This is a genomic window from Paraburkholderia agricolaris (genome assembly GCF_009455635.1).
GTDB lineage: Bacteria > Pseudomonadota > Gammaproteobacteria > Burkholderiales > Burkholderiaceae > Paraburkholderia > Paraburkholderia agricolaris.
In genome coordinates, this window is record NZ_QPER01000001.1 from 3977935 (window position 1) to 4003753 (window position 25819).

Here is a 25819-nt window from a genome sequence, read left to right on the forward strand (position 1 = left end):
CAAACTCCAGATCAACAACAAAAAAGCGCCGCGAAGGCCCCCCCTGCCGGGCAGGCAAAAAAAACCCCGCCAAAAACACCAAATTCAGCGCACACTACGTAACTGCTCCCTCGCGGAGGGACAAACGCCTATTGGGGAGCCCATCATGGCAAAAGGTCAAATGCGCAGCAACCGCGAAGTAAAGAAACCGAAACAGGCCAAGAAACCTACACCGGCCACAACACCGTCGGGCGCGCCGCCGATCCGCGTTGCGCCAAGCAGCTCGGCAGCCCAGAAGAAGAACTAGGCAAGCACCAACCCGGCAGCAAGCCCGCCACCACCAGGCGGGCCTCAACCATCACTTCGAAATATCCTCCAACGCAACATCCCGCGTCTTCGGCCCAAGCGTTCCAATGGCCACCATCACCACCACCATCGCGCCCGAAATAAACACGAACACCCCATTCACACCAAAACGGCTCAAACACCCCGCAATCACAAACGCGGAAAACATCGCCGAAAGCCGGCTCCACGAATAAACAAATCCCACCGCCCTCGCCCGAATACCAGTCGGAAATAGCTCGGCCTGATATGCGTGGTAGCTATACGAAATGATATTGCCCGCCAGCACCAGGCACACACCCAGGCTCACGAGCAATACCGTCTCCCGCGCCTGGCTGAACAGCAGCCCGCACACCACGTTCACCGCCGCCATGCAGATAATCACCGTCTTACGCTCGAAGCGGTCGGCAATCAGCATCCCCAGCAATGGTCCCAACGGCGCAGCAATCGCAATGACGCTCGCATACATCAAACTCGTCGTGACGGTAATGCCCTGCCTGATCAACAACGTCGGAATCCAGTTCGCGAAGCCGTAATAACCCATCGTCTGGAATACGTGGAAGATAATCAGCATCAGCGTGCGCTTGCGATACGGCGGCATCAGCAGATCGCGAAACGCCGCACGCGCACGCACCGGTTCGGGCAACGCCGGCTCCGGCAAAGGCCGTCCATATTCCCGTTCGACGCGCGCTTCAAGCCGCTTCATCACCGCGTCGGCTTCCTCGATGCGGCCCTTCTGCGCGAGCCAGCGCGGGCTCTCCGGCAAACGCCGGCGAATCCACCACACCACGATCGCGCCCACCACGCCGGTCAGCACAACCAGACGCCAGCCGTCGAGACCGAAGTAACGGTGCGGCACCAGCAAGTACGATAGAAACGCCACGATCGGTACCGCGCAGAAACCGACGGCCTGCGAAAAGGCCGATGCGCGACCGCGCACGTGCTTCGGCACGAGCTCGGAGATGTACGTGCCGATCGTCACGATCTCCACCCCAATACCGATCCCCGCGATGAAGCGCCAGAGGTTCAACCCGAGCGCCGTATCCTGGAACGCCATGACGACGTTGGCCGCGGTGTACCAGAGCAACGACCAGGTGAAGATCGCGCGCCGCCCGAAACGGTCGGCGAGAAAACCGCATGCCGCCGTGCCAATGAACAGGCCGGCAAACAACGCCGCGATGAAGCTCGCTACGCCACTCGTGCCGAACAAACCATGCATCGTCGCGGTGAGAATGCCGCTACGCACGAGACCCGGCGCGATGTAGCCGGAGAACATCAGGTCGTACAGCTCGAAGAAAAGCCCGAGGCTCAACAGCATCACCAATTGCCAGATCGAGCGCGTGGCGGGCAGGCGGTCGAGCCGCGCGGAAATGCGCGCACCGTCCAGCGCGATCTCTTCAGCGCGGCCGCCCGCCGATGCGCCGGCGTCTGAAGGCAAACCACCCAGCGCGCCGGCATCGCCAACCGCTGTCGCATATACCGCATGCTTCGACGATTTCATCGTCTGTCTCCATGATTTCCGGTCTGATGCCGGATGAGATTGATCGACTACGTTCCATGCAACGAGCACCCGCTGCCTCGCACCATCACGCTCACGCAGCTTCTCGCGGCACCTGCGCCGCGCCGCCGCCCAACGCCGTGATCTGCGCCTCGTCGTAGCCCAAACCGCGTAGTACGTCGGCGGTGTGCTCGCCGATCTTTGCGATCGGCTGGCGCGGTTGCAAACGCGCGCCGTCCATCGAAATCGGCAACAGGGGCATCGCGGTTTCGCTGCCGTCGTCGAGGGTCAATCGCGCAAGACCTCCGCTCTCGTTCAGGTGCGGATCGTCGAACAGGTCTTCGGGTTTCGTGATCGACGCGAAGGGAATGTGGTCGCGTTCGAACAACGGCACAAGCGCGGCGCCTTCGAAGCGGCTCAAGGTTTCGCCGAGCGTCTGCAGCAGCCACTCGCGCGCCAGCACGCGGTCGTTGTTGGTTGCAAGGCGCGAGTCGGCCAGCAGGTCGGCACGGTCGAGAATCGCGCACAGCGCGCGCCACTGCCCATCACCGGTGGCGGCGATAAACATCTGCTCGTCGTTGGCAAGCCGGAACACGTCGTAGACCGCCCATGCGCTGATGCGCTCGGGCATCGGTGCAGCAGCCACACCGGTCGCGGCGAACTGCTGCATGTGCTGCGCGGACAGCAGCACGCAGTTTTCGAACAGCGCGCTCTGCACTTCCTTGCCGCGCCCGCTCGTATGCCGCTCGTGCAACGCCGCAAGCACGCCGATCGCGCCGAACATGCCGCCCATGATGTCGTTGACCGAACTGCCCGCCCGCAACGGACGGCCTACCGGCCCAGTCATGTAGGCGAGGCCGGCCATCATCTGCACGACTTCGTCCAGCGCAAGACGGTGTTCGTACGGACCGTTCAGAAAACCTTTGTGCGAGACGTAAATCAGCCTGGGATTGCGTTCGCGCAGCGACGCATAATCGAGACCCAGGCTCGCCATGCGGCCCGGCTTGAAGTTCTCGACGAATACGTCCGCGGTATCGACCAGCTTGTGCAGCGCGGCCAGCCCCGCTTCGCTATCGAGGTCGAGCGCGACACTCTTCTTGTTGCGATTGAAGGTGCGAAAAAAGCCCGCACCCGTGCCAAGCAAACGGCGCGTACCGTCGCCGCGCGGCGGTTCGACCTTGATGACTTCGGCGCCGAGGTCGCCGAGAATCATCCCGCAGGTCGGCCCCATCACCATATGCGACAACTCGACCACGCGAATGCCCGCCAGCGGCAACGCGCCCTGTTGCTCCGCCAGAGAAGCGGATGCGGAAGTGGTCGAAGAAACGGGAGCGGAAGAAGCTGAAGTCATTGCAACACCTGTGAGTCGGAAGGTTCGATACGTTGCGTCTGGGCGCTGAATTGCTTCGGCAAACCGGCTCGCGCCAGATAGCCGTACAGCGGTTCGCCGGGTAGCGCGTCGGCGAGAATGTCGCGCGAGGCGATGAGTCGGGTGAGGTCGATGCCGGTGTCGTAGCCCATGCTGTCGAGCATGAACACAAGGTCTTCGGTGTTCACATTGCCGGTTGCGCCCGGCGCATGCGGGCAGCCACCGAGACCGGCCAGCGACGCGTCGAATTCACGGATACCGTGCTGCAGCGCGATCAGCGTATTCGCGAGACCGAGGCCGCGCGTGTCGTGGAAATGCAGCGAGCGCAACTTGCTTCCCGCAACCGCTCGCACCAGTTCGATGATCTCGCCCACCTGGCGCGGCGCCGCTTCACCCGTGGTGTCGCCGAGTGCAATGGCATCGGCGCCGGCCTGCAACGCGGCGCGCGCAATCTGCTCGATGTCGGTATAGGGCACCGCGCCTTGCATCGTGCAGCCGAACACGGTCGACAATCCCGCAATCAGCTCCACGCGCCGCGCGTTTGCACTAGCCGCGCTATCGATCAGCTCGCGCATCGCGGCAAACGATTCGATCATCTCAGCGGGTGTCTTGCGAACATTGGCAAGGCTATGCGCCGTACTCACCGAAATCGGCGCGACGATCCGATGCACACCGGACGCGAGCGCGCGTTGTGCGCCCTTCAGGTTCGGCACCAACGCCGTCACGATCAGATCGCCGTAGGTCAGCGCGTGGGCGATCACGTCCTCGGCGTCGGCCATTTGCGGCAGCAGCTTCGCCGGCACAAACGACGCGACTTCCATGTGCCGCACGCCGGCGGCATAGGCCGCGTCGATCCAGCGTCGCTTGAATTCGGTGGGCATCGTGCGCGCAATGCTTTGCAGGCCGTCGCGCATGCCGACTTCGGTCACGACGACGCGCTCGTGGGTGTCACTCATGGTCTTGAATCCCGGTCTTGAATCTTGCGTGGAGGGCAGGGAAAGAAGTTGCTGAGCGACAGCGTGCCCGCGCGCGGCCGCGCGGCAAAGTCTGCGTTGACGACGCTCTCCATCGCCGCTCGCGATGGCGGCTCAGGCAAGCGGGACGGGCATGCGCCGTCGCAAAGGGAAAACCCTTAAGGACTTGTCAGAAGGTGTTCAGGCCGCGTTCAACCCGCGCTCAGGCGAGGCGCAGCAGATGGTCGAGCAAATTCGACGCCGCCAATGTCAGCGTCTTCCGGTCGCGCATGCAGATCACGAAGCGCCGCTCGGCCCATGCTTCGCTCAACGGCACGGCGGCAATGCCGTACTCATCGGCGGCATGCCGGGGCAATGCCTCGCGTGGCAGGATCGCGACGGCAAGGCCCGCCTGGATAAAACGATAGGCGGCGTCGAAGGTCGATACGTAGGTTCGGTAATTGAGCTCGCGGCCTTTTTCTACCGCAATGCGCTGCATCAGCGCGTTCATCGAGGCGTTCGACGCAAGCCCGAGATGGTCGAACGCCAGGGTCTGCTCAAAGCCGATTGCGGCCTCGCCGGCCAGCGGATGTTCGCGCGGCACGAGTAGCGCGAGATGATCGGAGCGATACTGCAGCACATCGAGATTGCCCATTGGCACCGAGTCGCGGCAGATGCCGAGATCGGCCACGCCCTCTTCCAGACCGCGCACGATCTCGGTGCTGACGCGCTCTTCGACATCGACGCGAATCTGCGGATTGGCCTTCAGAAACACCGACAGCGCCTCCGGCAAAAACTCGACCATCGACGACACATTCGCCAGCACCCGTACATGACCGCGAGCACCGGCCGCGTATTCGCTGAGCTCGGCCTGCAGGCGTTCGTGGCCACGCATGATGAGCCGCGCGTGCCTGAGCAGCGCCTCGCCGGCGGCGGTCGCGCGCACGCCGCGCTGGCTGCGCGAGAGCAGCGCGACGTCGACCAGCGCTTCGAGATCGGCAAGCCGCTTGCTGACCGCGGACGGCGCAATGAACTCGCGTTCGGCTGCGCGCGCGATCGTGCCTTCCTCGCAGACGGCGATAAACAGGCGCAGCGTCACCTGATCGATTTGCCACATGAAAGGGCGTGCCCTGGGTGTTTGGAGTGGGAAAATTATGCCCGAGGAACGCGGCGGGCAGCTTGCCCGGGATTTTCGGTCCGACTATCCTTGTGAACGCGCCGGCCAGACGCCTGCCCGCACACGAGAAGCGCAGCGCGCGGCCCACCACCGAACAGAACAACCCATAAAGGCTTTCCATGTCCACCGCCAGTCTCTTCGTCACCTCCGCCGGTGTCGGCCTCGCGATTGCCGCACCGGTCGGCCCGATGGGCATGCTGTGCATTCGCCGCACGCTGACGGGCGGCCCGCGCGCGGGGCTCGCGATCGGCTTCGGCATTGCCACCGGCGACGCGGTTTACGGCCTGATCGCGGCGCTCGGTCTGGTCGGCATTTCGCAGTTCATGCTGGCCTACGACCGGCCCTTGCATCTGGTCGCCGGCCTGTTCCTGCTGTACCTAGGCGTGCGCACGCTGTTACAGAAAGCTCCCGCCGAAGCAGCCAACGGCAATGGCGGCAGCGACGCTAACGGCAAACTCGCCCAGGTGGGCCGCGCCGGCGCGCTGCGCGCGTATGCGAGTTCCCTGCTGCTCACGCTGACCAATCCGCAAACCGTCATCATGTTCGCCGCGCTGTTCACAACGCTCGCACCGCGTGGGGCGTTTTCATCGAGCATCGCGTTGACCACGGTCGGCGGCGTGTTTTGCGGTTCGATCGCGTGGTGGTGTTTTCTCGTGACGGTGGTGTCGCTCGCGCGTCATGCGATCGGCAGCAAGTTGCGCGTCGCGATCGACCGGATCGTTGGATTCACGCTGGCGGCATTCGGTATCGTCGAAATTCGCCGCGCGCTTTGAGTGGGGTTTAAGGCCTGGCGGCGCGCTTCATACGCAAGCGCGGCAGTTTTGCGACAATAGCGGCTTTCGCCGTGCCGCCACGCGCCTGCCGCCGACCTTCGCCGACACTCGAAGGCCGGTGCGCGCCGGCCTTGCCGCCTGATCCGTCCAACCCACCCGACCGTCACCGGTCCGCTCAATGGCTCTTCCCCACATCGATCTGCTGTACTCCGTCTCCGGCCTGTTCGTCGGCTTCCTGGTCGGACTGACGGGTGTCGGCGGCGGCTCGCTGATGACGCCGATCCTGGTTCTGCTGTTCAACGTGCATCCGGCTACCGCGGTCGGCACCGATCTGCTGTACGCGGCCGCCACCAAGGCAACGGGCACGCTGGTGCACGGCCTGAAAGGCTCCGTCGACTGGCAGATCACACTGCGTCTCGCGGCCGGCAGCGTACCGGCCGCCACCCTCACCTTGATCCTGCTGCATCGGTACGGGATGGATACGCCGGGCGCGAGCCGGCTGATCCAGATCGTGCTCGGCGCCGCGCTGCTCGTCACCGCCGTGGCGCTGGTCTTCCGTCCGCAACTCGCGGCGCTCGGCGCGCGCCGTCAGCGCGCCCCGCGGCAAGGCCGTACGCTCGCGCTCACCATGCTGACCGGCGCGGTGCTGGGCGTGCTGGTGTCGCTGACTTCGGTGGGGGCAGGCGCCATCGGCGTGACGGTGTTGCTGCTGCTCTATCCGTTGCTGCCGACCACCCGCATCGTCGGCTCCGACATCGCGCATGCGGTGCCGCTCACACTGCTCGCAGGCGCGGGGCATTGGCTGCTGGGTTCGATCGACTGGTCGATGCTGCTGTCGCTGCTGGTAGGCTCATTGCCCGGTATCGCGGTCGGCAGTTATCTGTCGTCAAAGGCGCCGGACGCGCTGCTGCGCAACGTGCTCGCCGCCACGCTTACGCTGGTCGGCGTGCGCCTCGTGCTGGCATAAAGCGGACATAGAGCGGACATAAAGCGGCGGCCCTGACGGGCCGCTTCTGCTTCTATTTGAAGAACCGGCAGGTCAGATCGGATTCGAACTGCTTGACCCATTGGCCACGCTGGTCCGGATAGGATTGTGTCCAGCCGCCGCGGCGAACCGTGACGAGGCGCTCATGCGGAGCGTCGCCCGGATTCAGGCGGGCGCTGATGTCGAAATGCACCGGCGCAAAGCCGTGCCGTGCGCATACCAGTTCGAAAGCCGCCCGATCGCCGATAGGCAGATCGGTGTAGCGCAAAAGCGTGATGTCCATGGCGAAGGCTCCCGTTTCCCTCACATCACAGTACGCTTCATGACGCGTTAATTGTGTGTCGCAGCGCACGCAAGGGCCGTTGCGGCGCCGGCGTTCGACCCGCAACGGGTCTAAGCCATCATCACCGCTTTAAAAATAATCGCCACGAAAAATAAAGCGAAAAAAAGGCTCCGGGTATTCGCCGGAGCCCTTGCACTGGCATGCCTCAGAATGGCGCATAACGATATGGAATCGCCGACACCCTCCGATACAGCTTCGTGCGCCAGTTGCAAACTGCTGGTGCCAGGCCGCCTGATGCGGCCTGCCGATTGCAACTGTCTTACTGCTGCACAACGGTCAGCTTGTTGGTTACCGACGTCACGCCGGCAACGCCCTTGGCCACCGTACCGGCGCTGTCGATCTGGCCTTGATCGGGCACCGAGCCCGTCAGGGTCACCGCACCGCCACGAGCACGCACGGCGATGTTCGACACGTCGATACCTTGCGCCTTGGCAAGCGCGCTGCGCACCTTGCGGCCCAGTTGGCCATTCGCCTTCTTGGTGGCCTTGGCGCTTGCAGCCGGCGCGGCGGTCGTGCCGGTCGTTGCATCGCTTGCCTGAGCGTACACGTTGCACGCCACCACCATTGCCACGACCGAGCCCAGCGTTTTCAGAAAACCGACCGATTTCATAGTTTCTATTCTCCTTAGCTACACATTGGACCGCATGTACCAGCAGCGGCTTCGTTACGACTACGTGCGGCTATCCAGGACGCGGCAAGGCGCGGCTCAGCGACGGCCGACTATGGCTGCAACACGGTGTGCGAGAGGCGAGAGACGCCGGCCGCCGTTATCGCATGCGTATCCACGCATACATGCGGTACGAGAGCCGGCAAGCCGCGAAGTCCGCCGGCGCGCCCGGTTCTTGTCTGTCGTGCCGGGTCACGCCGCGCAAACATTTGTTCGCGACAGCGATCCACAATTTAATCTAGCCGCGCCAGAAGCGCAAAGGGTTTAGTCATCCCTCGAGGCGCCTGCCGGTTGTCATCCGGTCATGGATCGTGTTTTATTCATGCACCGTTCATATTTTTGGCCCGGTGAAAGTTCATCAGTCGCTCATGGGGTCGTCATGGACCATTCATGCGTCATTCATGCTTCGGTCATTTTCTGTTCACGGGCTGTTCACGCGCTGTTCACGAATTGTTACGGGTTTGACAGCGCCCGCGCCGGCCGGGCGCTGCGCCACCGCGCGATTCTCGGGTACCATCGGCGCGACGCGCGCTGCCGTGCGGCGTGCCGGTTCGTCGTGGTCGCCGGCCCGGCATGGCACGCGCCTCGCCCCGGTTCGCGTGCCGCACAGCGCCGCCGCCCTGTCCACTTTCGACCGTAGCCGTCACGTCACCCGATGAAGCCAGCCACCGGCCGCAAACGCTCTCCCCGCCTCGTCGCCCGTTTTGTCGCGATCTCCTGGCGCGATCTGGCGGTCTCGTTCGGACCGCTCCTGCTGATCGCCGTCGCGGCGATCTGGGTCGCCGTGCGCCTGATCCAGCCCGCTCCGCCCAATACGCTGACGATCAGCGCCGGCCCGGAAGGCAGCACCTTCTGGAACGCCGCGCAGAAGTACAAGGCGATTCTCGCTCGCAACCGTATCACCCTGAACGTACTGCCCTCGGAAGGCTCGGTGCAGAATCTGAAGCGGCTTTCGGACCCCAAGTCGAACGTCGACGTCGCCTTCGTGCAAGACGGCATTTCGCCCGGCCCGGTCAGTCCGGACCTGATGTCGCTCGGCAGCGTCGCCTACGTGCCGCTGGCGATCTTCTATCACGGACCCACCATCAGCCGGCTCTCCGAATTCAAGGGCTTGCGCCTCGCGGTCGGCGCCGAGGGCAGCGGCACGCGTGAACTGGCGCTCGCGCTGCTCAAGGCCAATGGCATCGTACCTGGCGGCCCGACCAAGCTGCTGCCGCTCTCGGGCGACGACGCCGCCCAGGCCCTGGTCGCCGGCAAGGTCGACGCGGCTTTTCTGGCTGGCGATTCGGCGCAACCGGCGGTGATGGGCAAGCTGAACCGCACCCCGAACGTGCAGTTCTACGATTTCACTCAAGCCGATGCTTATACCCGCCGGTTCCCGTATCTGACGCAGCTTCAGATACCGATGGGTGCGTTCGACCTCGGCAAGAACCTGCCGGCCGCGCCGATGCACATGGTGGCGCCGACCGCCGAACTGGTGGCGCGCGACTCGCTGCATCCGGCCCTCTCCGATCTGCTGATCGAAGCAGCACGCGAGGTCCACGGCAAGGCAAACATCCTGCAGCGCGCCGGTGAATTCCCCGCGCCGCTCGCGCACGACTTCCCGATCAGCGACGACGCCGCCCGATACTACAAATCGGGCAAGAGCTTCCTCTACCGGGTCCTGCCGTTCTGGCTGGCCAGTCTCGCAGACCGGCTGCTGGTGGTCGTGGTGCCGCTGATCGTGCTGCTGATTCCGGCGCTGCGCGTGGTGCCTTCTCTGTACACGTGGCGGGTGAAATCGCGCATCTACCGCTGGTACGGCGCGCTGATCGCGATCGAGCGAAGCGCGCTCAGCGAGCATTCGGCCAGCGAACGCGCGTCACTGATCGAACGGCTCGATACGATCGAAGAATCGGTGAACGGTCTGAAAATGCCGCTCGCCTATGCGGATCAGTTCTACGTGCTGCGTGAGCATATCGGCTTCGTGCGCGAGCGGCTCACCCACAGCCGCGAGGCCCAGCGCGACGCAGCGGGCGAGCCGGACGAGCCGGATGAGCCCGGCGATCCAGATGAACCGGGCGAGTCCGGCGACGGATCCGAACCGGCCGTCGCGGGTCCCAAGTCATATTGATCGGTGCAAGCCGGGGCTGCACCGCGTAAGATCATTACAAATCCGACGATCCAGCAGACAGCATCGTTTGGAACAGGCAATCCGGGAGACATTTATGACCATTGGCATCGACGCCAGGCAACCGCTGTGGTTTTACGATTTTGTCTCGCCGTTCACGTACCTGTTGCTCGAGCAACACGACAAATGGCCGGGCTTCGACTTCGCGTTCACGCCGGTCGTGCTGAACGAGTTGTATAGCCACTGGGGCCAACGGCCCGCTTACAGCGTGCCCGCAAAGCGCACTTTCCTGTATCGCCACGCGCTGTTTCGCGCGGAGCAACTCGGCATCCCGTTCAAGATGCCGCCGGCCCATCCGTTCGATTCGATGAAGCCGCTCCTGCTCGCTACCGCGGCGAAGGGCGACATCGGCTTCGTACGCGAGATTTTCCGTTTCATCTGGCGCGAAGGCCGCGATCCGTCGAGCGATACGGCATTCGCCGAACTATGCGAACGCGTCGGCATGCCGGACGGTCCGGAACTCATCAAGAGTGAAGAAGTGAAAGCGCAACTGCAACGCAACACCGCCGATGCAATCGGTCTGGGCGTCTACGGCGTGCCGACCTTCTTTCTGAACGATCAATTGTTCTGGGGTGAAGACGCGTTGCCCATGGTGCTGTATTGCGCGCGCACGCCGAATTGGCTCGACTCGAAGGAAGTGAAGCGGATCAGCCTGCTGCCTTCGGGACTTGCGGACGTTTAAACGAAAGCAAAAAGTAATATTCGTGCAATCAGACCCGCTGCTGCAGGCCTGATTGCACCAAAAAGGCCGTCCTGATGCCGGCCATACCGTGCCCGCTATGCCGCCACACCATAAACGGCCTAAGGTTATAACCTTTGCGCCCTGCTCTCGCGATCTGGCTCGCGGGCGGCTCCGTAAGACGCTTCATCCGGACCTGACCTGCTTGCATCGCCTCCCCTGAACCATGGACGACGACTCCGCCGCCTCCCTCGACATCTGGCTTGTGCGCGTGCTGCGCACGCTGATCGTCGAGCGCAGCGTCACACAAACCGCGCTACGTCTGAACCAGACCCAGCCCGCCATTAGCACGGCGCTGCGCAAATTGCGCGAAACGCTGAACGACCCGATCCTCGTGCGCGGCAAGTCCGGCATGGTGCCGACGGAATACGGCGAATCCTTGCTGGCCTCGGCGCAACGTGTGCTGCGCGAAGTCGATTTCGTGGCGACGCCGCACGGCGACTTCGATGCCGGCCGCTCGCGCCGCACCTTCCGCGTGGCCGCGCCGGATTATCTGAACGACTTCTTCATGCCCACCGTGATCGCGCAATTTCGTGAAGCGGCGCCGCATGCGCGTCTGGAGATCGATTCGCTGAGCCCAATGCTCGATCATTCGGCCGCGCTCGACGCAGGCGAACTCGATCTGGTGATCGGCAACTGGCCGAAACCCGAGCCGCGTTTCGAACGCAGCGATCTGTTCTCCGATACGGTGGTCTGTCTGATGCGCGCCGATCATCCGCTCGCGCGCGCGCCGATGACGCGCGAAGCCTACCTCGCCGCGCCGCATCTCGCGCCCACGCCTTATAGCGGCGCGAGCGGCGGCGCCGTCGACATCGGCTTCGCACGGGCCCGCGCTGAGCGGCGCATCGTCGCCACGCTGCCTTACTTCGGCCTCGTGCCGCAAACGCTGCTGCAATCGGATCTGATCTTCACGACGACACGCCGGTTCGCGATGCACTACGCCAACATGCTGCCTCTCGCGGTGGTCGACGTGCCGATTCCGTTTCCGCGCATCAAGTGTTATCAGCTATGGCATCCGCAGCCGGACCGGCCGAGCGACGTCGGCTGGCTGCGTACCTTGATGTCGCAAGTGTCGGATACGCTGGTCGCACAGAAGGTTCGGCGCGCAAAACGGTCGCCGAAAAAGGCAACGTCAGCCGCGGCGGACTGACGTTCTGGTTTGAACCTACGTTGAACGCCTGGCGCCAGGCGTCTTGCTCTAGCCGTTCACACGCTCGCGCAGAGTTTCTGTGTCACTGCCTGCGCCAACGCCTCGCGCGAGCGGATCTGCAGCAACTCCGCACACACAGCGACCGCGATGGCCGCAGGTGCTTTATCGACAATGCCGCCGACGCCGATCGGGCACGTCATCTCCACCAGCCGGTCCAGATCCACCCCGCGATCCAGCAAACGGCGTTCGAATTTCACGCGCTTCGTTTTGGACCCGATCATGCCGAAGTAGGTGAAATCGCGCCGCCGCATGATGCGGGCGGCGAGCGAGAAATCGAGCGCGTGGTTATGCGTCATCACGAGAAAATACGCGCCGGGCGGCGCCGTATCGACGATCGCATCCGGCGTGTCGGTTGCTTCGACCTGTACGTTGGCCGGCGTTTCGTCAGGGAACAGTTCGTCGCGCTCATCGACCCACTGGACGACGCACGGCAAGCTGCCGAGCAGCGTGACGAGCGCATGGCCGACGTGCCCCGCGCCGAACAACACGATGTGCATCGGCGCCGGACGCGGTGCTTGCACGGCGCTGCGCCGGCCGATCTGAACGGAAGAAAAGTCGTTCATGGCGATCAATCCAGTTGGTTTCAATGATTGCACAATTGCGTTGGCGGGTCAGTGTCTTTGCGATCACGGCGTGACCCGCGAAAGGCCACGCCATGCGCATAACGCGCTTACTGCCGCGCCGCCGCCGTCGCTGCCCGCACGGCGCCGACGGCCTTGAGGATTTCCTCGCTGGTCGCAGGCGCGTTCAGCGGCGGATTCACCTTGTGGTCGCCCACCGCCGAGACGGCGTCGCGCACCGCGAAGAACACCGAGAACGGCAGCAGCAGCGGCGGCTCGCCGGTCGCCTTCGAGCGATGGATGCTGTCCTCCGCGTTGCGGTTCTTGAACAGGCGCACGCGGAAATCGGGCGGCGTATCGTTGACAGTCGGAATCTTGTAGGTGGACGGCGCGTGCGTCATCAGCTTGCCGCCGGCGTTCCACCACAGTTCTTCGGTTGTGAGCCAGCCCATGCCCTGGATGAACGCGCCTTCCACCTGGCCGACGTCGAGTGCCGGGTTCAACGACGCCCCCACGTCATGCAAAGCGTCCGCGCGCAGCACGCGCATTTCGCCGGTCAGCGTGTCGATCACCACTTCCGACACGGCCGCGCCGTACGAGTAGTAGTAGAACGGCCGGCCTTGCAGCTTCGATTGATCCCAATAGAGCTTCGGCGTTGCGTAGAAGCCGTCCGACCAGAGCTGGATACGCGCGACATAGGCCTTCGCGATCACTTCTTCGAACGGCACGATCACTTCACCGACCACGACGCGATCGTGGACGAAACGCACTTGCGCAGCCGACACCTGTCCCGCGCCGAAACGCTCAGCGGCAAACGCCGACAGACGTTCGCGCAACTGGCGCGCGGCATCTTGCGCCGCCTTGCCGTTCAGGTCCGAACCGGTCGATGCAGCGGTCGCCGACGTATTGGCGATCTTGCTCGTATCGGTCGCTGTGACGCGAATGCGGTTGAAGCCGATCCCGAGTTCATGCGCGACGACCTGCGCAACCTTGGTGTTCAAACCCTGGCCCATTTCGGTGCCGCCGTGGTTCACCAGCACCGAACCGTCGGTGTAGATGTGCACCAGCGCGCCGGCCTGATTGAAGTGGGTCACGTTGAACGCGATGCCGAACTTGACCGGCGTGAGCGCGAGACCCTTTTTCAGCACTTCGTTGTTCGCATTGAACTCGTTGATCGCCGCACGACGCGCGCGATATTCGCTGGTCGCCTCGAGTTCGTCGATCAGTTCGTGAATCACGTTGTCTTCGACTACCTGACCATACGGCGTCTGGTTGCGCTCGGTCTTGCCGTACAGATTGCGGCGGCGCACGTCGAGCGAATCCTCGCCGACCGAGCGCGCGACGTTGTCCATGATGCACTCGATCGCGAACGCGCCTTGCGGACCGCCGAAGCCGCGGAATGCGGTATTCGATTGCGTGTTGGTCTTGCCGCAGAAGCCGTCGATCGACACGTCGGACAGCCAGTACGCGTTGTCGAAGTGGCACAGCGCGCGCGTCATCACCGGACCGGACAGGTCGGCGGAGAAACCGCAACGCGAGGTCATGTCGACGCTCACGCCGTCGATCACACCCTTGTCGTCGTAGCCCACTTCATACGTGTAGTGGAAATCGTGGCGCTTGCCGGTCACCATCATGTCGTCGTCGCGGTCCGGACGCAGCTTGACCGGGCACAGCAGCTTCCATGCGGCCAGCGCCGCGCAGCACGCGAACAGACCCGATTGCGATTCCTTGCCGCCGAAACCGCCGCCCATCCGGCGGCATTCGATCAGCACGTTGTGCGATGCCACGCCCAGTGCGTGCGCGACCATGTGCTGCATTTCGGTCGGGTGCTGCGTCGAGCAGTAGACATGCATGCCGTCGTCGTCCTTCGGCACCGCGTACGAAATCTGGCCTTCAAGATAGAACTGTTCCTGGCCGCCCAGCAGCATTTCACCGGCTTCGCGACGCACGGCGCGGGCGATCTTCGTCCCAGCGTCGCCACGCGCGAGTTTCATCGGCGGCAGGACGTGCTGGTTCGCGGCGCGCGCCTGTTGCGCGGTCAGGATCGCGGGCAGTTCTTCGTAGACGACTTCGGCGCGGCGCGCGGCCAGGCGCGCAGTTTCATGCGAGGTCGCGACCACGATAAACATCGGCTGACCGACGTATTGCACGACACCGTCGGCGAGAATCGGATCGTCGCCGTGGATGATCGGGCCGACGTCGTTGACGCCGGGGATATCCTGCGCGGTGAAGATCGCGACCACGCCGGGCGTGGCGCGCACTTTATCGAGCGACATCGAGACGATCTTCGCGTGCGCTTTCGGCGACAGGCCGAGCGCGGCGTGCAGCGTGCCGGCGAGCGTCGGGATGTCGTCGGTGTAAGTCGCACGGCCGCTCACGTGCAGATGCGCGGATTCGTGCGGACGCGAGATGTGGACCTGGGTAAAGTCGTCGAGATCCTGAAGGTCTTTCAGGAACGGTTCGGCATGCTGATTCATTCTTGTGTTCTCCGTATCCTTGTGGCTTCTCAGGCGCTTGCGCCGGCCGGGGCGCAGGCAGCGGCAACCGCGCGAACATCCAGCGCACTCTTGGGCAGCGGATTGTTCGGACGCGTTTCGAGCCAGAAGCGGTACAAGGTGTTCTTCGCCGCTTCGAGGCGGTAGTTGCTGGTCGCGCGCATGTCGCTGAGCGGCGCGTAGTCGTTGCCGAGCGCGAGCATCGCGGCCTGTGCGGTGGCTTCGTGCCATTCGGCGTCGCGCAGCACGGCTTCGGCATGCGTCGCGCGCTTCGAGGTGGCGGCCATGCCGCCGAATGCAATGCGCGGCTCTCGGATCAGATTGCCGTCGGCGATGAAGGAGAACGCGGCGCACACGGCCGAGATGTCCGAGTCGAAACGCTTCGACAGTTTGTAGGTGCGGAACTGCAGGTTCTTGCGCGCGCCGGTACGGGTCGGCACCTTGATCCCAACCACGAACTCATGCTCAGCCATGTCTTTCTTCTGATACGCGAGGTACAGATCTTCGAGCGGCATTTCGCGTTCGATCTCACCGCCGCGCACGATCACATGTGCGCCCAGTGCGATCAGGCCAGGCATCGAATCGCCGATCGGCGAGCCGTTGGCGACGTTGCCGCCGAGCGTGCCGGCGTTGCGGATCGGCAGCGACGCGAAGCGTTGCCACATTTCGTAGAGTTCCGGATACTGCTTCGCGATCTCCGCGTACGCCTTCTCGACGGTTACGCCCGCGCCGATCTCGATCCAGTCGTCATTGGTTTCGAGCTTTTGCAGCTCGGCGATCTGACCGACGTAGACGATGTTGCCCAACTCACGCATCTGCTTGGTCACCCACAAGCCGATGTCCGTGCTGCCGGCGAGGATGCGGGCGGCCGGTTCGGCTTCCTTGATTTTCGCGAGCGCGTCGACGGTGCGCGGCGCATTGAACTGCTGGCCGGCGTGCTGGTAGTGAAAGGTGTCCTTGCGCTCGAGCGTGGCGAGCGTTTTCGACAATGCTTCGATGTTGACCGGCGCTTTCGGAGCGGGGGCTTCGAACATGCGCACGGCTGCGTCGACGATCGGACGATAGCCGGTGCAACGGCACAGATTGCCGGTCAGCGCGTTGCTGATCGCGTCGCGCGATGGCACGGTCTTGTTCGCGCAGCTATGTTCGTGGCCGTGCTTTTCGTACAGCGACCACATCGACATCACGAAGCCTGGCGTGCAGAAGCCGCACTGCGAGCCGTGGCACTCGACCATCGCTTCCTGCACCGGATGCAGCGAGCCGTCAGGCTGACGCAGGTCTTCGACGGTGTACAGCGCTTTGCCGTCCAGGGTCGGTACGAACTGGATGCAGGCGTTCACCGCCTTGAAGTCGACGCCGCCCGCCTCGTTGCGCTCACCGATCACGACCGTGCACGCGCCGCAGTCGCCCTCGGCGCAGCCTTCCTTGGTGCCCGTGCAATGCGCGTCTTCGCGCAGATACTGCAGGACGGTGCGGGTGACGGGCGCGTCCTTGATCTCGCGGATCGCGTTGCGGTGGTAGAAGCGAATCGGCTCAGTCATGTCTCGTTACTCTCAATGTTCTGTGTCCGTGGGGACGTGCTGCGATGATGGTTCGAAAACTATCACCGTCAATAAATACAACCCATAGCGGGGATCGCATGCGGGACATATCCGCGAAACGATATAGAGATGGGTTTAGGGGGCGGTTGACTTATGTTGATGTGGCTTATTTTCCGTATTTTCTCAAAAATAACGGAATTATTGCCAATACGAGCCAAGACCTTCTGATCCGTCACGCATGAAAAGGTCGCCTTGATGGGAAGAAAACGGACCTCTATATGGCTCTGGCACCGTTTTTGGGGTATCGGGACTATTAAGCAAACCCTGCAAGGGAATCGGTTCCATGGGAAAATCACGCCTTTCCGCCGTTTTCAAGTCTCGTTTTCCCCATGCCCACCGACTCAGCGACATCTCGCAGCGAATTTTCGACGACCATGCAGATCATTCCGGTCGTCTTTTTCACGTTTCTTTGCTACCTGACGATCGGAATTCCGCTCGCGGTGCTGCCGGGCTACGTCCATGACGACCTCGGGTACAGCGCGATCCTGGCTGGCGCGGCGATTAGCGTGCAGTACCTCGCGACGCTGGCATCGCGGCCACTTGCCGGCCGTTCGGCCGATACGTTGGGGCCGAAGCGGACGGTATCGATAGGCTTGCTGGGTTGCGGGGCGAGTGGGGTTCTGTTGCTGCTGGCTGTGTTGTGCGGGCGCTGGCCGGTGTTGAGCCTCGGGCTGCTGGTGTGCAGCCGTCTGGTGCTCGGATTCGGCGAAAGTCTGTGCGGGACGGGTGCGATTCTATGGGGAATCGGCCGGGTGGGCACGAGCAACAATGCCCGGGTGATTTCGTGGAACGGCATTGCGACGTACGGCGCGCTCGCGATTGGCGCGCCGCTTGGTGTTGCGATTGCGCATTCGATCGGGTTCGCCGCGTTGGGCATTCTGGTGATTTTGCTGGCGGCGCTTGGGTTTTATCTGGCACGGCTTATCGCGCCTGTGCCGATTGTGCATGGCGAGCGGATGTCGTACCGGAGCGTGTTCACACGGGTGTTGCCGCATGGGATTGGGTTGGCGCTGGGCTCGGCCGGCTTTGGGTCGATTGCGACGTTCATCACGCTGTTTTATGCCGCGCGGCATTGGCCCAATGCGGCTTTGTCGCTGACTGTTTTCGGCACGCTGTTTATCGGCGCGCGCCTGTTGTTTGCCAATACGATCAAGGTCTATGGTGGGTTTCGCGTCGCGATTGCTTCGTTTTCGTTTGAATGTGCTGGGCTGTTGATGTTGTGGTTGGCGCCTGAGCCGCATATTGCGCTTGCGGGGGCTGCGTTGACCGGGTTTGGGTTTGCTTTGGTGTTTCCGGCTCTTGGTGTTGAAGCGGTTGGGCTTGTGCCGCCTGCTAGCCGCGGGGCGGCTTTGTCTGCGTATTCCGTGTTTCTCGATCTCTCGTTGGGGATTACCGGGCCGTTGGCCGGGTATATCGCTGGGGAGTTTGGCTATGCGCAGGTGTTTTTGTTTGCGGCGGTCGCGTCTGCGATGGCTGTCGTGCTGTCGACTATGATGTATTTGCGCAATGCGCGGGCGCCTAATGCGCCTGCGGCGACTTGATTGGGGTGGTGGCCTGGTCGGCGGGGTTGTTGTTGATCTGGATTTTGGGCGGTGCCGGGCTGGGTTCGTGGTTTGTTTTGGCGTTGCCCTTCTGGTCTTTTGGCCTTTCCTTGCTGTGTTAGTGGTTTATTAGCGTTGCCCCTGTGCGGGGCGGCACCTACTTTTCTTTGCCTGCCGCAAAGAAAAGTAGGCAAAAGAAAGCGGCTCACCCCGCCAGCTCATAAGCGGGTCCCCCGCACAGCCACGGTAGTGGTGCATCTGGAATCCGTGCTCTCGCAAACTCCCCGCTAGTGACAAAGCCCTCATCAGCTCCCACTCCGCACTGCGTGCGTCGCGGATGGGTCTGCCAGGGAAACCTGGCCGGCGCTTTGCATAACTGATGGTTTTTGAACCGGGTGTCGGCGCGCGCAGCGCCGCCGGAGGTATGACTGCCTTGTCACTGAAGCGGAGTGTGCGAGGCGACAGATTCCAGATGCACCACTACCGTGGCTGTGCGGGGGACCCACTTATGAGCTGGCGGGGTGAGCCGCTTTCTTTTGCCTACTTTTCTTTGCGGCAGGCAAAGAAAAGTAGGTGCCGCCCCGCACAGGGGCAACGCTAATAGACCACTAACAAATCAAGGAAAAGCCAAAGACCCAGATCAACAACAAAACCGCCGAGCAGGCCAAACCTTTACTTCCCCTCCGACAACCCCCTCTCAAGCGCCGCCACACCAGCCGGCAACTCAACCTTAACCCCAAGATCCACCATCGTCCGCCCTAACGCATGCAACGTGCGAAACAGGTTGTGCTCCCGGCACTGCTCCCCCATCTGCCCAATCCGCACAATCGGCAAACCAAACGAACCTGAGATTTCCACCTGATGATGCCGCGAAATGTGCCCACAAATATCAGCGGGACTCAACCTCTCCGGCACAACAATACCGACCACCGAATTCAACCGGCAAGGCGCCGGCGCATACAGTTGCAAGCCCAATGCAGTAATCCCCGCCTGCAACGCCACCGAACACTTCAAATGCCGCGCAAAGCGCTTCTCAAGCGTCTCAGCGCAAACGAGACGCAGCGCCTCATGCAAGGCAAGCACGCCGGAAACCGGCGCCGTATAGTGATACCCCGCGTTATGCCAGAAATTCTCCGCCAGCGAAGCGTCAAGACACCAATGCGCATTCGCCGCCGTACGACCCTTCACCCGTGCCCATGCCTCATCCGAAAACGCGATCAGCGAGACACCCGGGATCGAAGACAACCCCTTCTGCCCGCCCGTAATCACCGCATCGATACCCCATGCGTCCATCTCCAGCGGCATCGTGCTCAGCGTGCACACCGCGTCGACAATGACCAGCGCGCCGGCCGCTTTTGCGAGCGCCGCAATGTCCTTCAAATGATGGTTCCACACGGTATTGGACGTCTCGCCCTGCACCACCGTGACAATCTCAGGCCGCTCGCGGCGGATCGCCTCGGCAACCGCGTCGAGGCTCGCCACCGTGCCGTCCTCGACGTCGAGCGTGACAACGTGCGCGCCGACTCGCCGGCCCATCTCCGCCATCCGCTCGCTGAAGAAACCGTTCTTGATGCTCAGCACGCGCGTGCCTTCCCACGCAAGGTTGGAGATCGCCATTTCCATCGCGGCTGAACCCGGCCCTGCGACCCCCAGCACCCACTTTGAATTCGTCTGGAAGACGTAGCGCGCCATGGTCTTCACCTGGCCAATCACCTTCACCATCGTGCTGCCCAGGTGATTGATCACTACCGTATTGGCCTTCGCGACCGCCGCGGGAATCGGCACGGGACCGGCGCCCATCATCAACAACGGCTCTTCGGGAAGAATGGCGTCGAGCGATTCGACAACCGGACAGGGCACAAGATGTGAAACGGGTTCGGTAGAGGGCAATGATGTCGGCATGATCGGTACGTGAATGTCAGGGCACAAGGAACAAGCGGCCCCGCCAGCAGTGACACTGGCGGGGCCGTTCGTCCGATCATTCACCGATCCGCGCGATTGCGCAAGTTTTTTTACTTCACTTTGGTCTTATCGAGCTTCTTGCCGGTTGCCGCGTTATACCGCTCGACATACTCCTCGATCAGCTTGCGCATCGCGCGGCCGATCTGCCGGTAGTCCGACTCGTTCAGATTCGCGAGCGACACCCGTCCCGACGGATGCTGCGTACCGAAGCCGCGTCCCGGCAACAGCACCACACGCGCCTCCCGCGCGAGGCGGAACAGCAACTCCGACGGCTCGGTGTTCTTCAGCAGCCACTCGACAAACTCGCGACCGAACATGCGCTCACCGAGGAACTCGATGTCGAGAATCGTGTAGTAATCGACCTGATTCGGATCGCTGTCCTCGAACGAAATACCAACCTCTTCGTACAGCGCCTGCTTGCGCTTGCGGATCAAACGCTTCAACGCGTTCTTGTACGCATCCGGCGTGTCCATCAGCGAGAACAGCGAGAACAACACCATCTGCACCTGCTGCGGCGTCGACAAACCCGCGGTGTGATTCAGCGCGACAGTGCGGCTATCGGCTACGAGGCGATCGATGAACTTGAGCTTGTCCGGTTCAGTCGTGATCGATTCATAACGCTCGTGCAGCTGCTTCTTCGCTTCTTTCGGCAACTCGCCGATCAGTTTGTCGAGTACGTTGTCGCGATGCGTCGCGATCACACCGAGACGCCAGCCGGTTGCGCCGAAATACTTCGAGTACGAGTACACAAGAATCGTGTTCTTCGGCGCGAGCGCGAACAGCGAGACGAAATCGTCGGCGAAGGTGCCGTACACATCGTCGGTCAATAGAATCAGATCGGGGCGTTCCTTGACGATGTCGGCGATGTATTGAAGGCTCTCGTCGTCGATCTTCACAGAAGGCGGATTGCTCGGGTTCACAAGGAAGAACGCCTTCACCTTCGGATCGCGCAGCTTGTCGAGTTCCTTCTTCGAATACTGCCAGCCGTTGGCAACATCCGCCTCGAGATTCACGACGTTGAGCTGATAGTCGTTGAGACGTGGAATTTCGATGTACGGCGTGAAGATCGGCAAGCCGAGCGCGATCGTGTCACCCGGCTTGATCAGATGATTCTCGCGCATCGTGTTGAAGATGTACGTCATCGCCGCCGTGCCGCCTTCCACGGCGAACACGTCGAATTCGCCGACAAATGGATGGTTGCCGATCATCTCCTTGCGCAGATACTGCCCGACGATCAGTTCGGACAACTTGAGCATCCGGTCCGGCACCGGATAGTTCGACGCGAGAATGCCCTCGCACATTTCGTAAAGAAAGTCGCCCGCGGAGAGTCCGAGCTGATCGCGCACATACGACACCGCGCCGCGCAAAAAGTCGATGCCGGGCACGCCCTTGTTTTCGCGCAGGAACAGATCGAAGCGCTCCGTGAGCCCTTCGCGACGAGGAAAACCGCCCACGCCTTCCGGCATGTACGCAAACGAACGCTCCGACTCGCGCATCGCGAAAAGACCAAGCTGCCAGAAGCCGTGGCGCGGAATCGTCGCGAGGAAGTTCGGGTTGCCGCGGCCGGCGTTGAGCATCGACGCGTTGGCGGCACGCTCTACCGCACCGCCGCCGGCGGCCTTGATCAGTTCGTCCTTGAGTTCGAACGGACTGAGCGCCGCGAGACCGGCTTGAGCCATGTCGCCTTGTTTCTTGCCGCCTTTCTCTTTTGCCATGATGCGTTCTCCAATGTGCAAGTGAATGACGCCGGCCTCGCGTGTGAAACTTTCAGTTGAGACCGGCGTTAGAGAGATCGATAAATGCTTGCGCTAAACCGGGTTAAACCAGCCCGACCACGAGCGGCCCGAGCAACGTCAACGCGACGTTCGCAATTGCATAGGTGATCGCGAACGGCACCGTCGGCACGGCACTTTCCGCCTTGTCGAGCACGCCGCCGAACGCTGGATTGGCGCTGCGCGAACCCGAAAGTGCACCGGCCAGAATCGCTGCGTTCTTGTAGCCAAGTACATAGCGGCCGAACAGCATCGTCAGAAGCAGCGGGAACAAGGTGACGAACACGCCGAGCAGGAAAATCGTCATGCCGCTCTGCTTGACCGTTACGACCGCCTGCAAGCCGGAGTTCAAACCGACCACCGCAACGAACGCCGCGAGACCAAAGTCCTTCAGCAACTGCGAAGCCGCCGTCGGCATCGCGCCGTACATCGGATGTTTGCCGCGCATCCAGCCGAACAGTAGACCAGCCAGTAGACAGCCGCCGCCCGAGCCTAGCGTGAGCGGAATCCCGGCCACGTTGACGACGATCAGCCCGATCAGCAGACCGAGCACAAGGCCGACGCCCATATAGATGAAGTCGGTCTTGTTGCTGTACGGCAGCTCATAGCCGGCTGCATCGACGGCGCGCTTGGTGTCTTTCGGCGAACCGTAAAAGGTGATCACGTCACCGTGTTCAAGCTTGGTTTCAGGCAGGATCGGCAGCGGCTGGCCGGCACGCGAAGCGCTCTGGATAAAGACACCATGGCGCAAGTCGCGGTCCACGACCTCACGTGCGGCGGCGATCGTCGTGTGATTCATGCCTTTGCGCGTGAACACGCCCTGGCGCGTCTGCATCACGACGCCACTGTCGTCGACATTGGCGATCTCGTTGCCGTTCGCACCAAAGGCGACCACCGCCTCGCGACGCCCCACCACCAGCACTTCGTCGTTGAGTTGCAAGGTCAGGTCGGGCGTCGGATCCAGGTTCTTGCCGTCACGCTTGATTCGCTCGACTGTCAACAGGTCCTGATGCAGGGTCTCGACGGCCTTGACCGTTTTCCCCGCACTGACATCGATCCGGTACGCACGCCCCACCAGTTCGGGTAACGCACTAATTTGCCCCGCGCTGAGGGACGGCGTACCTGCGGACAGTTCACGCTCCGCTTCGATCGACGCCTCGCGCAAGCCTTGCCCCATAAACTTCGGCAGGATGTTCACGCAGACGATGATCGCGCCGAGCGAGCCGAACACGTAGGTCACGGCGTACGCAATGGCCACGTCCGATTGCAGCGACTTGACCTGATCGGCGGGCAGACCGAGACGCGCGATCGCGTCGCCGGCCGTGCCGATAATCGCCGACTGCGTCAGCGCACCACCCGCGAGCCCCGCGGCGAGGCCCTTGTTCAGATGGAACAGCTTCGCGCACACCACTACGGTGACTAGCGCGGAGACGGCGAGAAACACCGCCATCGCGATCTCACGCAGCGTCTTGCGGTTCAGGGAGTTGAAGAAGCCCGGCCCGGAGTCGTAACCGACCGCGTAAATGAATACGGCGAACATCACCGATTTCACGCCGTTGTCGATCGTCACACCGGCCTGACTGATCACGACCGCGGCCAGCAATGAACCGCCCACGCCGCCTAGCTGGAATTTGCCGAAGTTGATCTGCCCGATGAAGTAACCCGCTGCAAGCGACAAAAACAGCGCAATCTCGGGTGATTTCTGAAAAATGTGATGTAGCCAGTCCATCGTGCCCTCGCTGGATAGTTTGCGATACTGAGTACTGGGTACTGCATGTGCAAACGGACCTCACGGCATCCGCATGCGGTCGACTGCGCGCCACGCCGCGCGCAATCCATCTGCCCGTTTAGCCGAACTTCCCGGCAAGGCCGACCACGATCGGCCCCATCAACGGCAACAGAATGTTCGAGAGTGCATAGGTGATCGTGTAGCCGATCACGGGCGTCGAATTACCGGTCACGCCGACCAGCGCGCTGATCGCCGGCGTGCTGCATTGCTGACCGGCAATGGCGCCGAGCAGCATGGGCGTTTCGAGCTTGAGGAACACGCGGCCGATCCACAGCGACAGCAGACCGGGCACGAGCACCATCAGAATGCCGGCGACCGGCAACGCCAGACCGTATTCGCGCACCAGCTTGATGGCGTCGGGGCCGGCCGACAGTCCGACGGCGGCAATGAATGTGGCAAGCCCGAAGTCCTTGAGAATTTGTGCGGCAGCGGAAGGCAACGAGCCGATTAACGGATGGCGCGAACGGATCCAGCCGAACAGCAGCCCTGAGAGCAGGCAGCCGCCGCCTGTGCCGAGCGCGATCGACACACCGCCGATACGCCCGCCAAGATGACCGATCGCCATGCCGAGCAGCACGCCGAGGCCCAGATAAACGAAGTCGGTTTTCTGGGTCGCGGGGAGCACGTAGCCCAGATGCCGCGCGCCGCGCTCGACGTCGGCCTTCGCGCCCACCAGCGTCAGCACATCGCCGCGATTGAGTTCAGTGCCGGGCAGCGCGGGCACCGTAGTTTCGAGCCGCGTGACGGCCGCGATATAAACGCCGCGGCCCTCTTCCGGCTTCGCCCGTTCGCGCACCTGCGCGACCGTCAGACCCTCCGCCTCGCGGCGCGTCAGCACGACGTCGAGCTTCTCCGCAATGAGTTGGCCGAAGCCGGCGTCCGCCACTTCTTCGCCGAGGCCGGCGGCCGCGGTCACGATCGCTTCGCGCCGCCCGGCCACCAGAATCACGTCGTCGGCTGCCAGCACCAGGTGCGGCTCGGCCGGCACGTCGGCGCCATCGCGCCGGACCCGCTCGACGGTGAGGTTGAAGCCGTACGTCTGTTCAAACGCATGGATCGTGCCGCCCGCCGCCGCACCCACCCGGAACGCACGACCGACCAGGGCCGGCGCCGCGGCCCGCTGCCCCTCGCCGAAGGCGCCGTCACCGCCGAGCTTGTGCCACACGCGCTCGGCTTCTTCGCGCAAATTGACGCGCAGCAGCAGCGGCGCGAACTGGCTGGTGAACAGGACGATGGTGATCAGGCCGAACAGGTAGCTCACGCTGTACGCGGTCACGATGTTGGCCTGCAAGCGCAAGGTCTCCGTGTCGCCGAGGCCGAGCTTGGCGATCGCCTCCGAAGCAGTGCCGATCACCGCCGATTCCGTCGCGGCGCCGGCCAGCAAGCCGGCCGCCGTGCCGGCGTCGAGCCGCATGACGAAGACGGCGATCATGATCAGCACCAGCACCGACACGATCTCGACCACCGACAGCAAGCCGTAACGCCACCCCCGGCCGATATTGGCAAAGAACTGCGGGCCACCGGTGAAACCCAGCGCGAAGATGAACAGCGCGAAAGCGATGTTCTTCAGATCGGGCGCAAGCCGTGCCCCTGTCTGACCCAGCAGCAAGGCCACGATCAAGGTGCCGCACACGCCCCCGAGCTGGATTGGCCCCACGCGAAACGACCCGATGAAGTACCCGATTGCAAGACTTGCGAACAGCGCGATCTCCGGTTGAGATCTCAGCAATTCACCGATCATGTTGGCTCGCCGATTTACGGTTTATTAGCAGAAAGTTGAAGAATCTCTCTCTGGCATTTGAAGCGAATTCGATCCAGGCCTTCACGACCCGAAATAACGCATCCGGCATAACCGGATTCCACCAAATGGAAAATTTATGGCAATGGCATGACG

20 protein-coding genes are annotated in these 25819 nt (G+C 62.7%); 7 read left to right on the forward strand and 13 right to left on the reverse strand.

What is annotated here, in order from left to right; all coding sequences use genetic code 11:
• Positions 1 to 145: 145 nt before the first annotated feature.
• On the forward strand, positions 146 to 286 hold the full coding sequence (locus GH665_RS38765) for a hypothetical protein (RefSeq protein WP_167530961.1): 141 nt from the start codon (positions 146 to 148) through the stop codon (positions 284 to 286).
• A gap of 51 nt (positions 287 to 337) precedes the next feature.
• Here the strand turns inward: GH665_RS38765 and GH665_RS17435 are convergent, their stop codons facing one another.
• The 4 genes from GH665_RS17435 to GH665_RS17450 all read right to left on the reverse strand — a co-directional run bounded on the left by GH665_RS17435 (position 338) and on the right by GH665_RS17450 (position 5258).
• The gene (locus GH665_RS17435; protein WP_153137031.1) at positions 338 to 1822 is read right to left on the reverse strand and encodes an MFS transporter; all 1485 of its coding nucleotides are present in this window, start codon (positions 1820 to 1822) and stop codon (positions 338 to 340) included.
• Between the two features lie 91 nt (positions 1823 to 1913).
• Positions 1914 to 3170: a CaiB/BaiF CoA transferase family protein gene (locus GH665_RS17440; RefSeq protein ID WP_153137033.1), complete on the reverse strand. Its 1257-nt coding sequence runs from the start codon at positions 3168 to 3170 to the stop codon at positions 1914 to 1916.
• Complete coding sequence (locus GH665_RS17445; protein ID WP_153137035.1) at positions 3167 to 4144, reverse strand: hydroxymethylglutaryl-CoA lyase; 978 nt, start codon at positions 4142 to 4144, stop codon at positions 3167 to 3169. Before GH665_RS17445 ends, GH665_RS17440 begins: the two co-directional genes overlap by 4 nt.
• 220 nt (positions 4145 to 4364) lie before the next feature.
• On the reverse strand, positions 4365 to 5258 hold the full coding sequence (locus GH665_RS17450) for a LysR family transcriptional regulator (RefSeq protein WP_153137037.1): 894 nt from the start codon (positions 5256 to 5258) through the stop codon (positions 4365 to 4367).
• Positions 5259 to 5437: 179 nt separating this feature from the next.
• Here GH665_RS17450 and GH665_RS17455 point away from each other — a divergent pair, with 179 nt between their 5' ends.
• Positions 5438 to 6091 (forward strand): LysE family translocator, encoded by a 654-nt coding sequence (locus tag GH665_RS17455; RefSeq protein ID WP_028198772.1) that lies wholly within the window; start codon positions 5438 to 5440, stop codon positions 6089 to 6091.
• A 178-nt stretch (positions 6092 to 6269) separates the two neighbouring features.
• Entirely contained in the window at positions 6270 to 7058 is a 789-nt protein-coding gene (locus tag GH665_RS17460) for a sulfite exporter TauE/SafE family protein (protein ID WP_153137039.1), read from the forward strand.
• Between the two features lie 52 nt (positions 7059 to 7110).
• Here the strand turns inward: GH665_RS17460 and GH665_RS17465 are convergent, their stop codons facing one another.
• On the reverse strand, positions 7111 to 7359 hold the full coding sequence (locus GH665_RS17465) for a hypothetical protein (RefSeq protein ID WP_153137041.1): 249 nt from the start codon (positions 7357 to 7359) through the stop codon (positions 7111 to 7113).
• Between the two features lie 319 nt (positions 7360 to 7678).
• The gene (locus tag GH665_RS17470) at positions 7679 to 8029 is read right to left on the reverse strand and encodes a BON domain-containing protein (RefSeq protein WP_153137043.1); all 351 of its coding nucleotides are present in this window, start codon (positions 8027 to 8029) and stop codon (positions 7679 to 7681) included.
• Positions 8030 to 8741: 712 nt separating this feature from the next.
• Between GH665_RS17470 and GH665_RS17475 the strand changes: the two genes are divergently transcribed.
• From GH665_RS17475 to GH665_RS17485, 3 genes are all read left to right on the forward strand, one after another.
• Positions 8742 to 10199, forward strand: a complete 1458-nt coding sequence (locus tag GH665_RS17475; protein ID WP_246216240.1) for a TAXI family TRAP transporter solute-binding subunit — start codon at positions 8742 to 8744, stop codon at positions 10197 to 10199.
• Positions 10200 to 10293: 94 nt separating this feature from the next.
• Positions 10294 to 10938 carry a 2-hydroxychromene-2-carboxylate isomerase gene (locus GH665_RS17480; protein ID WP_153137044.1) on the forward strand — a complete coding sequence of 215 codons (645 nt, stop codon included), beginning with the start codon at positions 10294 to 10296 and terminating at the stop codon, positions 10936 to 10938.
• 223 nt (positions 10939 to 11161) lie between these two features.
• Positions 11162 to 12145, forward strand: coding sequence for a LysR substrate-binding domain-containing protein (locus tag GH665_RS17485; RefSeq protein WP_153137046.1), 984 nt, complete (start codon positions 11162 to 11164; stop codon positions 12143 to 12145).
• A 56-nt stretch (positions 12146 to 12201) separates the two neighbouring features.
• Here GH665_RS17485 and xdhC read toward each other — a convergent pair whose 3' ends face one another.
• From xdhC to xdhA, 3 genes are all read right to left on the reverse strand, one after another.
• Positions 12202 to 12768, reverse strand: a complete 567-nt coding sequence (gene xdhC / locus GH665_RS17490) for a xanthine dehydrogenase accessory protein XdhC (RefSeq protein WP_153137049.1) — start codon at positions 12766 to 12768, stop codon at positions 12202 to 12204.
• Positions 12769 to 12875: 107 nt separating this feature from the next.
• Positions 12876 to 15242: a xanthine dehydrogenase molybdopterin binding subunit gene (gene xdhB, locus GH665_RS17495; protein WP_153137050.1), complete on the reverse strand. Its 2367-nt coding sequence runs from the start codon at positions 15240 to 15242 to the stop codon at positions 12876 to 12878.
• 29 nt (positions 15243 to 15271) lie between these two features.
• Positions 15272 to 16801 (reverse strand): xanthine dehydrogenase small subunit, encoded by a 1530-nt coding sequence (gene xdhA / locus GH665_RS17500; RefSeq protein WP_153137052.1) that lies wholly within the window; start codon positions 16799 to 16801, stop codon positions 15272 to 15274.
• Between the two features lie 389 nt (positions 16802 to 17190).
• On the opposite strand from xdhA, the gene GH665_RS17505 reads away from it, so the two are divergent.
• A complete protein-coding gene (locus GH665_RS17505) occupies positions 17191 to 18402 on the forward strand; it encodes an MFS transporter (RefSeq protein ID WP_153137054.1) in 1212 nt (403 codons plus the stop codon).
• Between the two features lie 672 nt (positions 18403 to 19074).
• Here GH665_RS17505 and GH665_RS17510 read toward each other — a convergent pair.
• From GH665_RS17510 to aspT (GH665_RS17525), 4 genes are all read right to left on the reverse strand, one after another.
• On the reverse strand, positions 19075 to 20304 hold the full coding sequence (locus tag GH665_RS17510) for a pyridoxal-phosphate-dependent aminotransferase family protein (RefSeq protein ID WP_153137056.1): 1230 nt from the start codon (positions 20302 to 20304) through the stop codon (positions 19075 to 19077).
• A 110-nt stretch (positions 20305 to 20414) separates the two neighbouring features.
• Complete coding sequence (locus tag GH665_RS17515) at positions 20415 to 22079, reverse strand: bifunctional aspartate transaminase/aspartate 4-decarboxylase (protein WP_153137059.1); 1665 nt, start codon at positions 22077 to 22079, stop codon at positions 20415 to 20417.
• Positions 22080 to 22182: 103 nt separating this feature from the next.
• Positions 22183 to 23865, reverse strand: coding sequence for an aspartate-alanine antiporter (aspT, locus tag GH665_RS17520; protein WP_153137061.1), 1683 nt, complete (start codon positions 23863 to 23865; stop codon positions 22183 to 22185).
• Positions 23866 to 23983: 118 nt separating this feature from the next.
• Complete coding sequence (gene aspT / locus GH665_RS17525) at positions 23984 to 25666, reverse strand: aspartate-alanine antiporter (RefSeq protein ID WP_153137062.1); 1683 nt, start codon at positions 25664 to 25666, stop codon at positions 23984 to 23986.
• Positions 25667 to 25819 lie beyond the last annotated feature (153 nt).

What these genes read in the sequence shown, in the direction of transcription:
- GH665_RS38765 (WP_167530961.1), top strand. Translation starts at nt 146, where the DNA reads ATGGCAAAAGGTCAAATGCGCAGCAACCGCGAAGTAAAGAAACCGAAA.
- GH665_RS17435 (WP_153137031.1), bottom strand. Translation starts at nt 1,822, where the DNA reads ATGAAATCGTCGAAGCATGCGGTATATGCGACAGCGGTTGGCGATGCC.
- GH665_RS17440 (WP_153137033.1), bottom strand. Translation starts at nt 3,170, where the DNA reads ATGACTTCAGCTTCTTCCGCTCCCGTTTCTTCGACCACTTCCGCATCC.
- GH665_RS17445 (WP_153137035.1), bottom strand. Translation starts at nt 4,144, where the DNA reads ATGAGTGACACCCACGAGCGCGTCGTCGTGACCGAAGTCGGCATGCGC.
- GH665_RS17450 (WP_153137037.1), bottom strand. Translation starts at nt 5,258, where the DNA reads ATGTGGCAAATCGATCAGGTGACGCTGCGCCTGTTTATCGCCGTCTGC.
- GH665_RS17455 (WP_028198772.1), top strand. Translation starts at nt 5,438, where the DNA reads ATGTCCACCGCCAGTCTCTTCGTCACCTCCGCCGGTGTCGGCCTCGCG.
- GH665_RS17460 (WP_153137039.1), top strand. Translation starts at nt 6,270, where the DNA reads ATGGCTCTTCCCCACATCGATCTGCTGTACTCCGTCTCCGGCCTGTTC.
- GH665_RS17465 (WP_153137041.1), bottom strand. Translation starts at nt 7,359, where the DNA reads ATGGACATCACGCTTTTGCGCTACACCGATCTGCCTATCGGCGATCGG.
- GH665_RS17470 (WP_153137043.1), bottom strand. Translation starts at nt 8,029, where the DNA reads ATGAAATCGGTCGGTTTTCTGAAAACGCTGGGCTCGGTCGTGGCAATG.
- GH665_RS17475 (WP_246216240.1), top strand. Translation starts at nt 8,742, where the DNA reads ATGAAGCCAGCCACCGGCCGCAAACGCTCTCCCCGCCTCGTCGCCCGT.
- GH665_RS17480 (WP_153137044.1), top strand. Translation starts at nt 10,294, where the DNA reads ATGACCATTGGCATCGACGCCAGGCAACCGCTGTGGTTTTACGATTTT.
- GH665_RS17485 (WP_153137046.1), top strand. Translation starts at nt 11,162, where the DNA reads ATGGACGACGACTCCGCCGCCTCCCTCGACATCTGGCTTGTGCGCGTG.
- xdhC (WP_153137049.1), bottom strand. Translation starts at nt 12,768, where the DNA reads ATGAACGACTTTTCTTCCGTTCAGATCGGCCGGCGCAGCGCCGTGCAA.
- xdhB (WP_153137050.1), bottom strand. Translation starts at nt 15,242, where the DNA reads ATGAATCAGCATGCCGAACCGTTCCTGAAAGACCTTCAGGATCTCGAC.
- xdhA (WP_153137052.1), bottom strand. Translation starts at nt 16,801, where the DNA reads ATGACTGAGCCGATTCGCTTCTACCACCGCAACGCGATCCGCGAGATC.
- GH665_RS17505 (WP_153137054.1), top strand. Translation starts at nt 17,191, where the DNA reads ATGCCCACCGACTCAGCGACATCTCGCAGCGAATTTTCGACGACCATG.
- GH665_RS17510 (WP_153137056.1), bottom strand. Translation starts at nt 20,304, where the DNA reads ATGCCGACATCATTGCCCTCTACCGAACCCGTTTCACATCTTGTGCCC.
- GH665_RS17515 (WP_153137059.1), bottom strand. Translation starts at nt 22,079, where the DNA reads ATGGCAAAAGAGAAAGGCGGCAAGAAACAAGGCGACATGGCTCAAGCC.
- aspT (WP_153137061.1), bottom strand. Translation starts at nt 23,865, where the DNA reads ATGGACTGGCTACATCACATTTTTCAGAAATCACCCGAGATTGCGCTG.
- aspT (WP_153137062.1), bottom strand. Translation starts at nt 25,666, where the DNA reads ATGATCGGTGAATTGCTGAGATCTCAACCGGAGATCGCGCTGTTCGCA.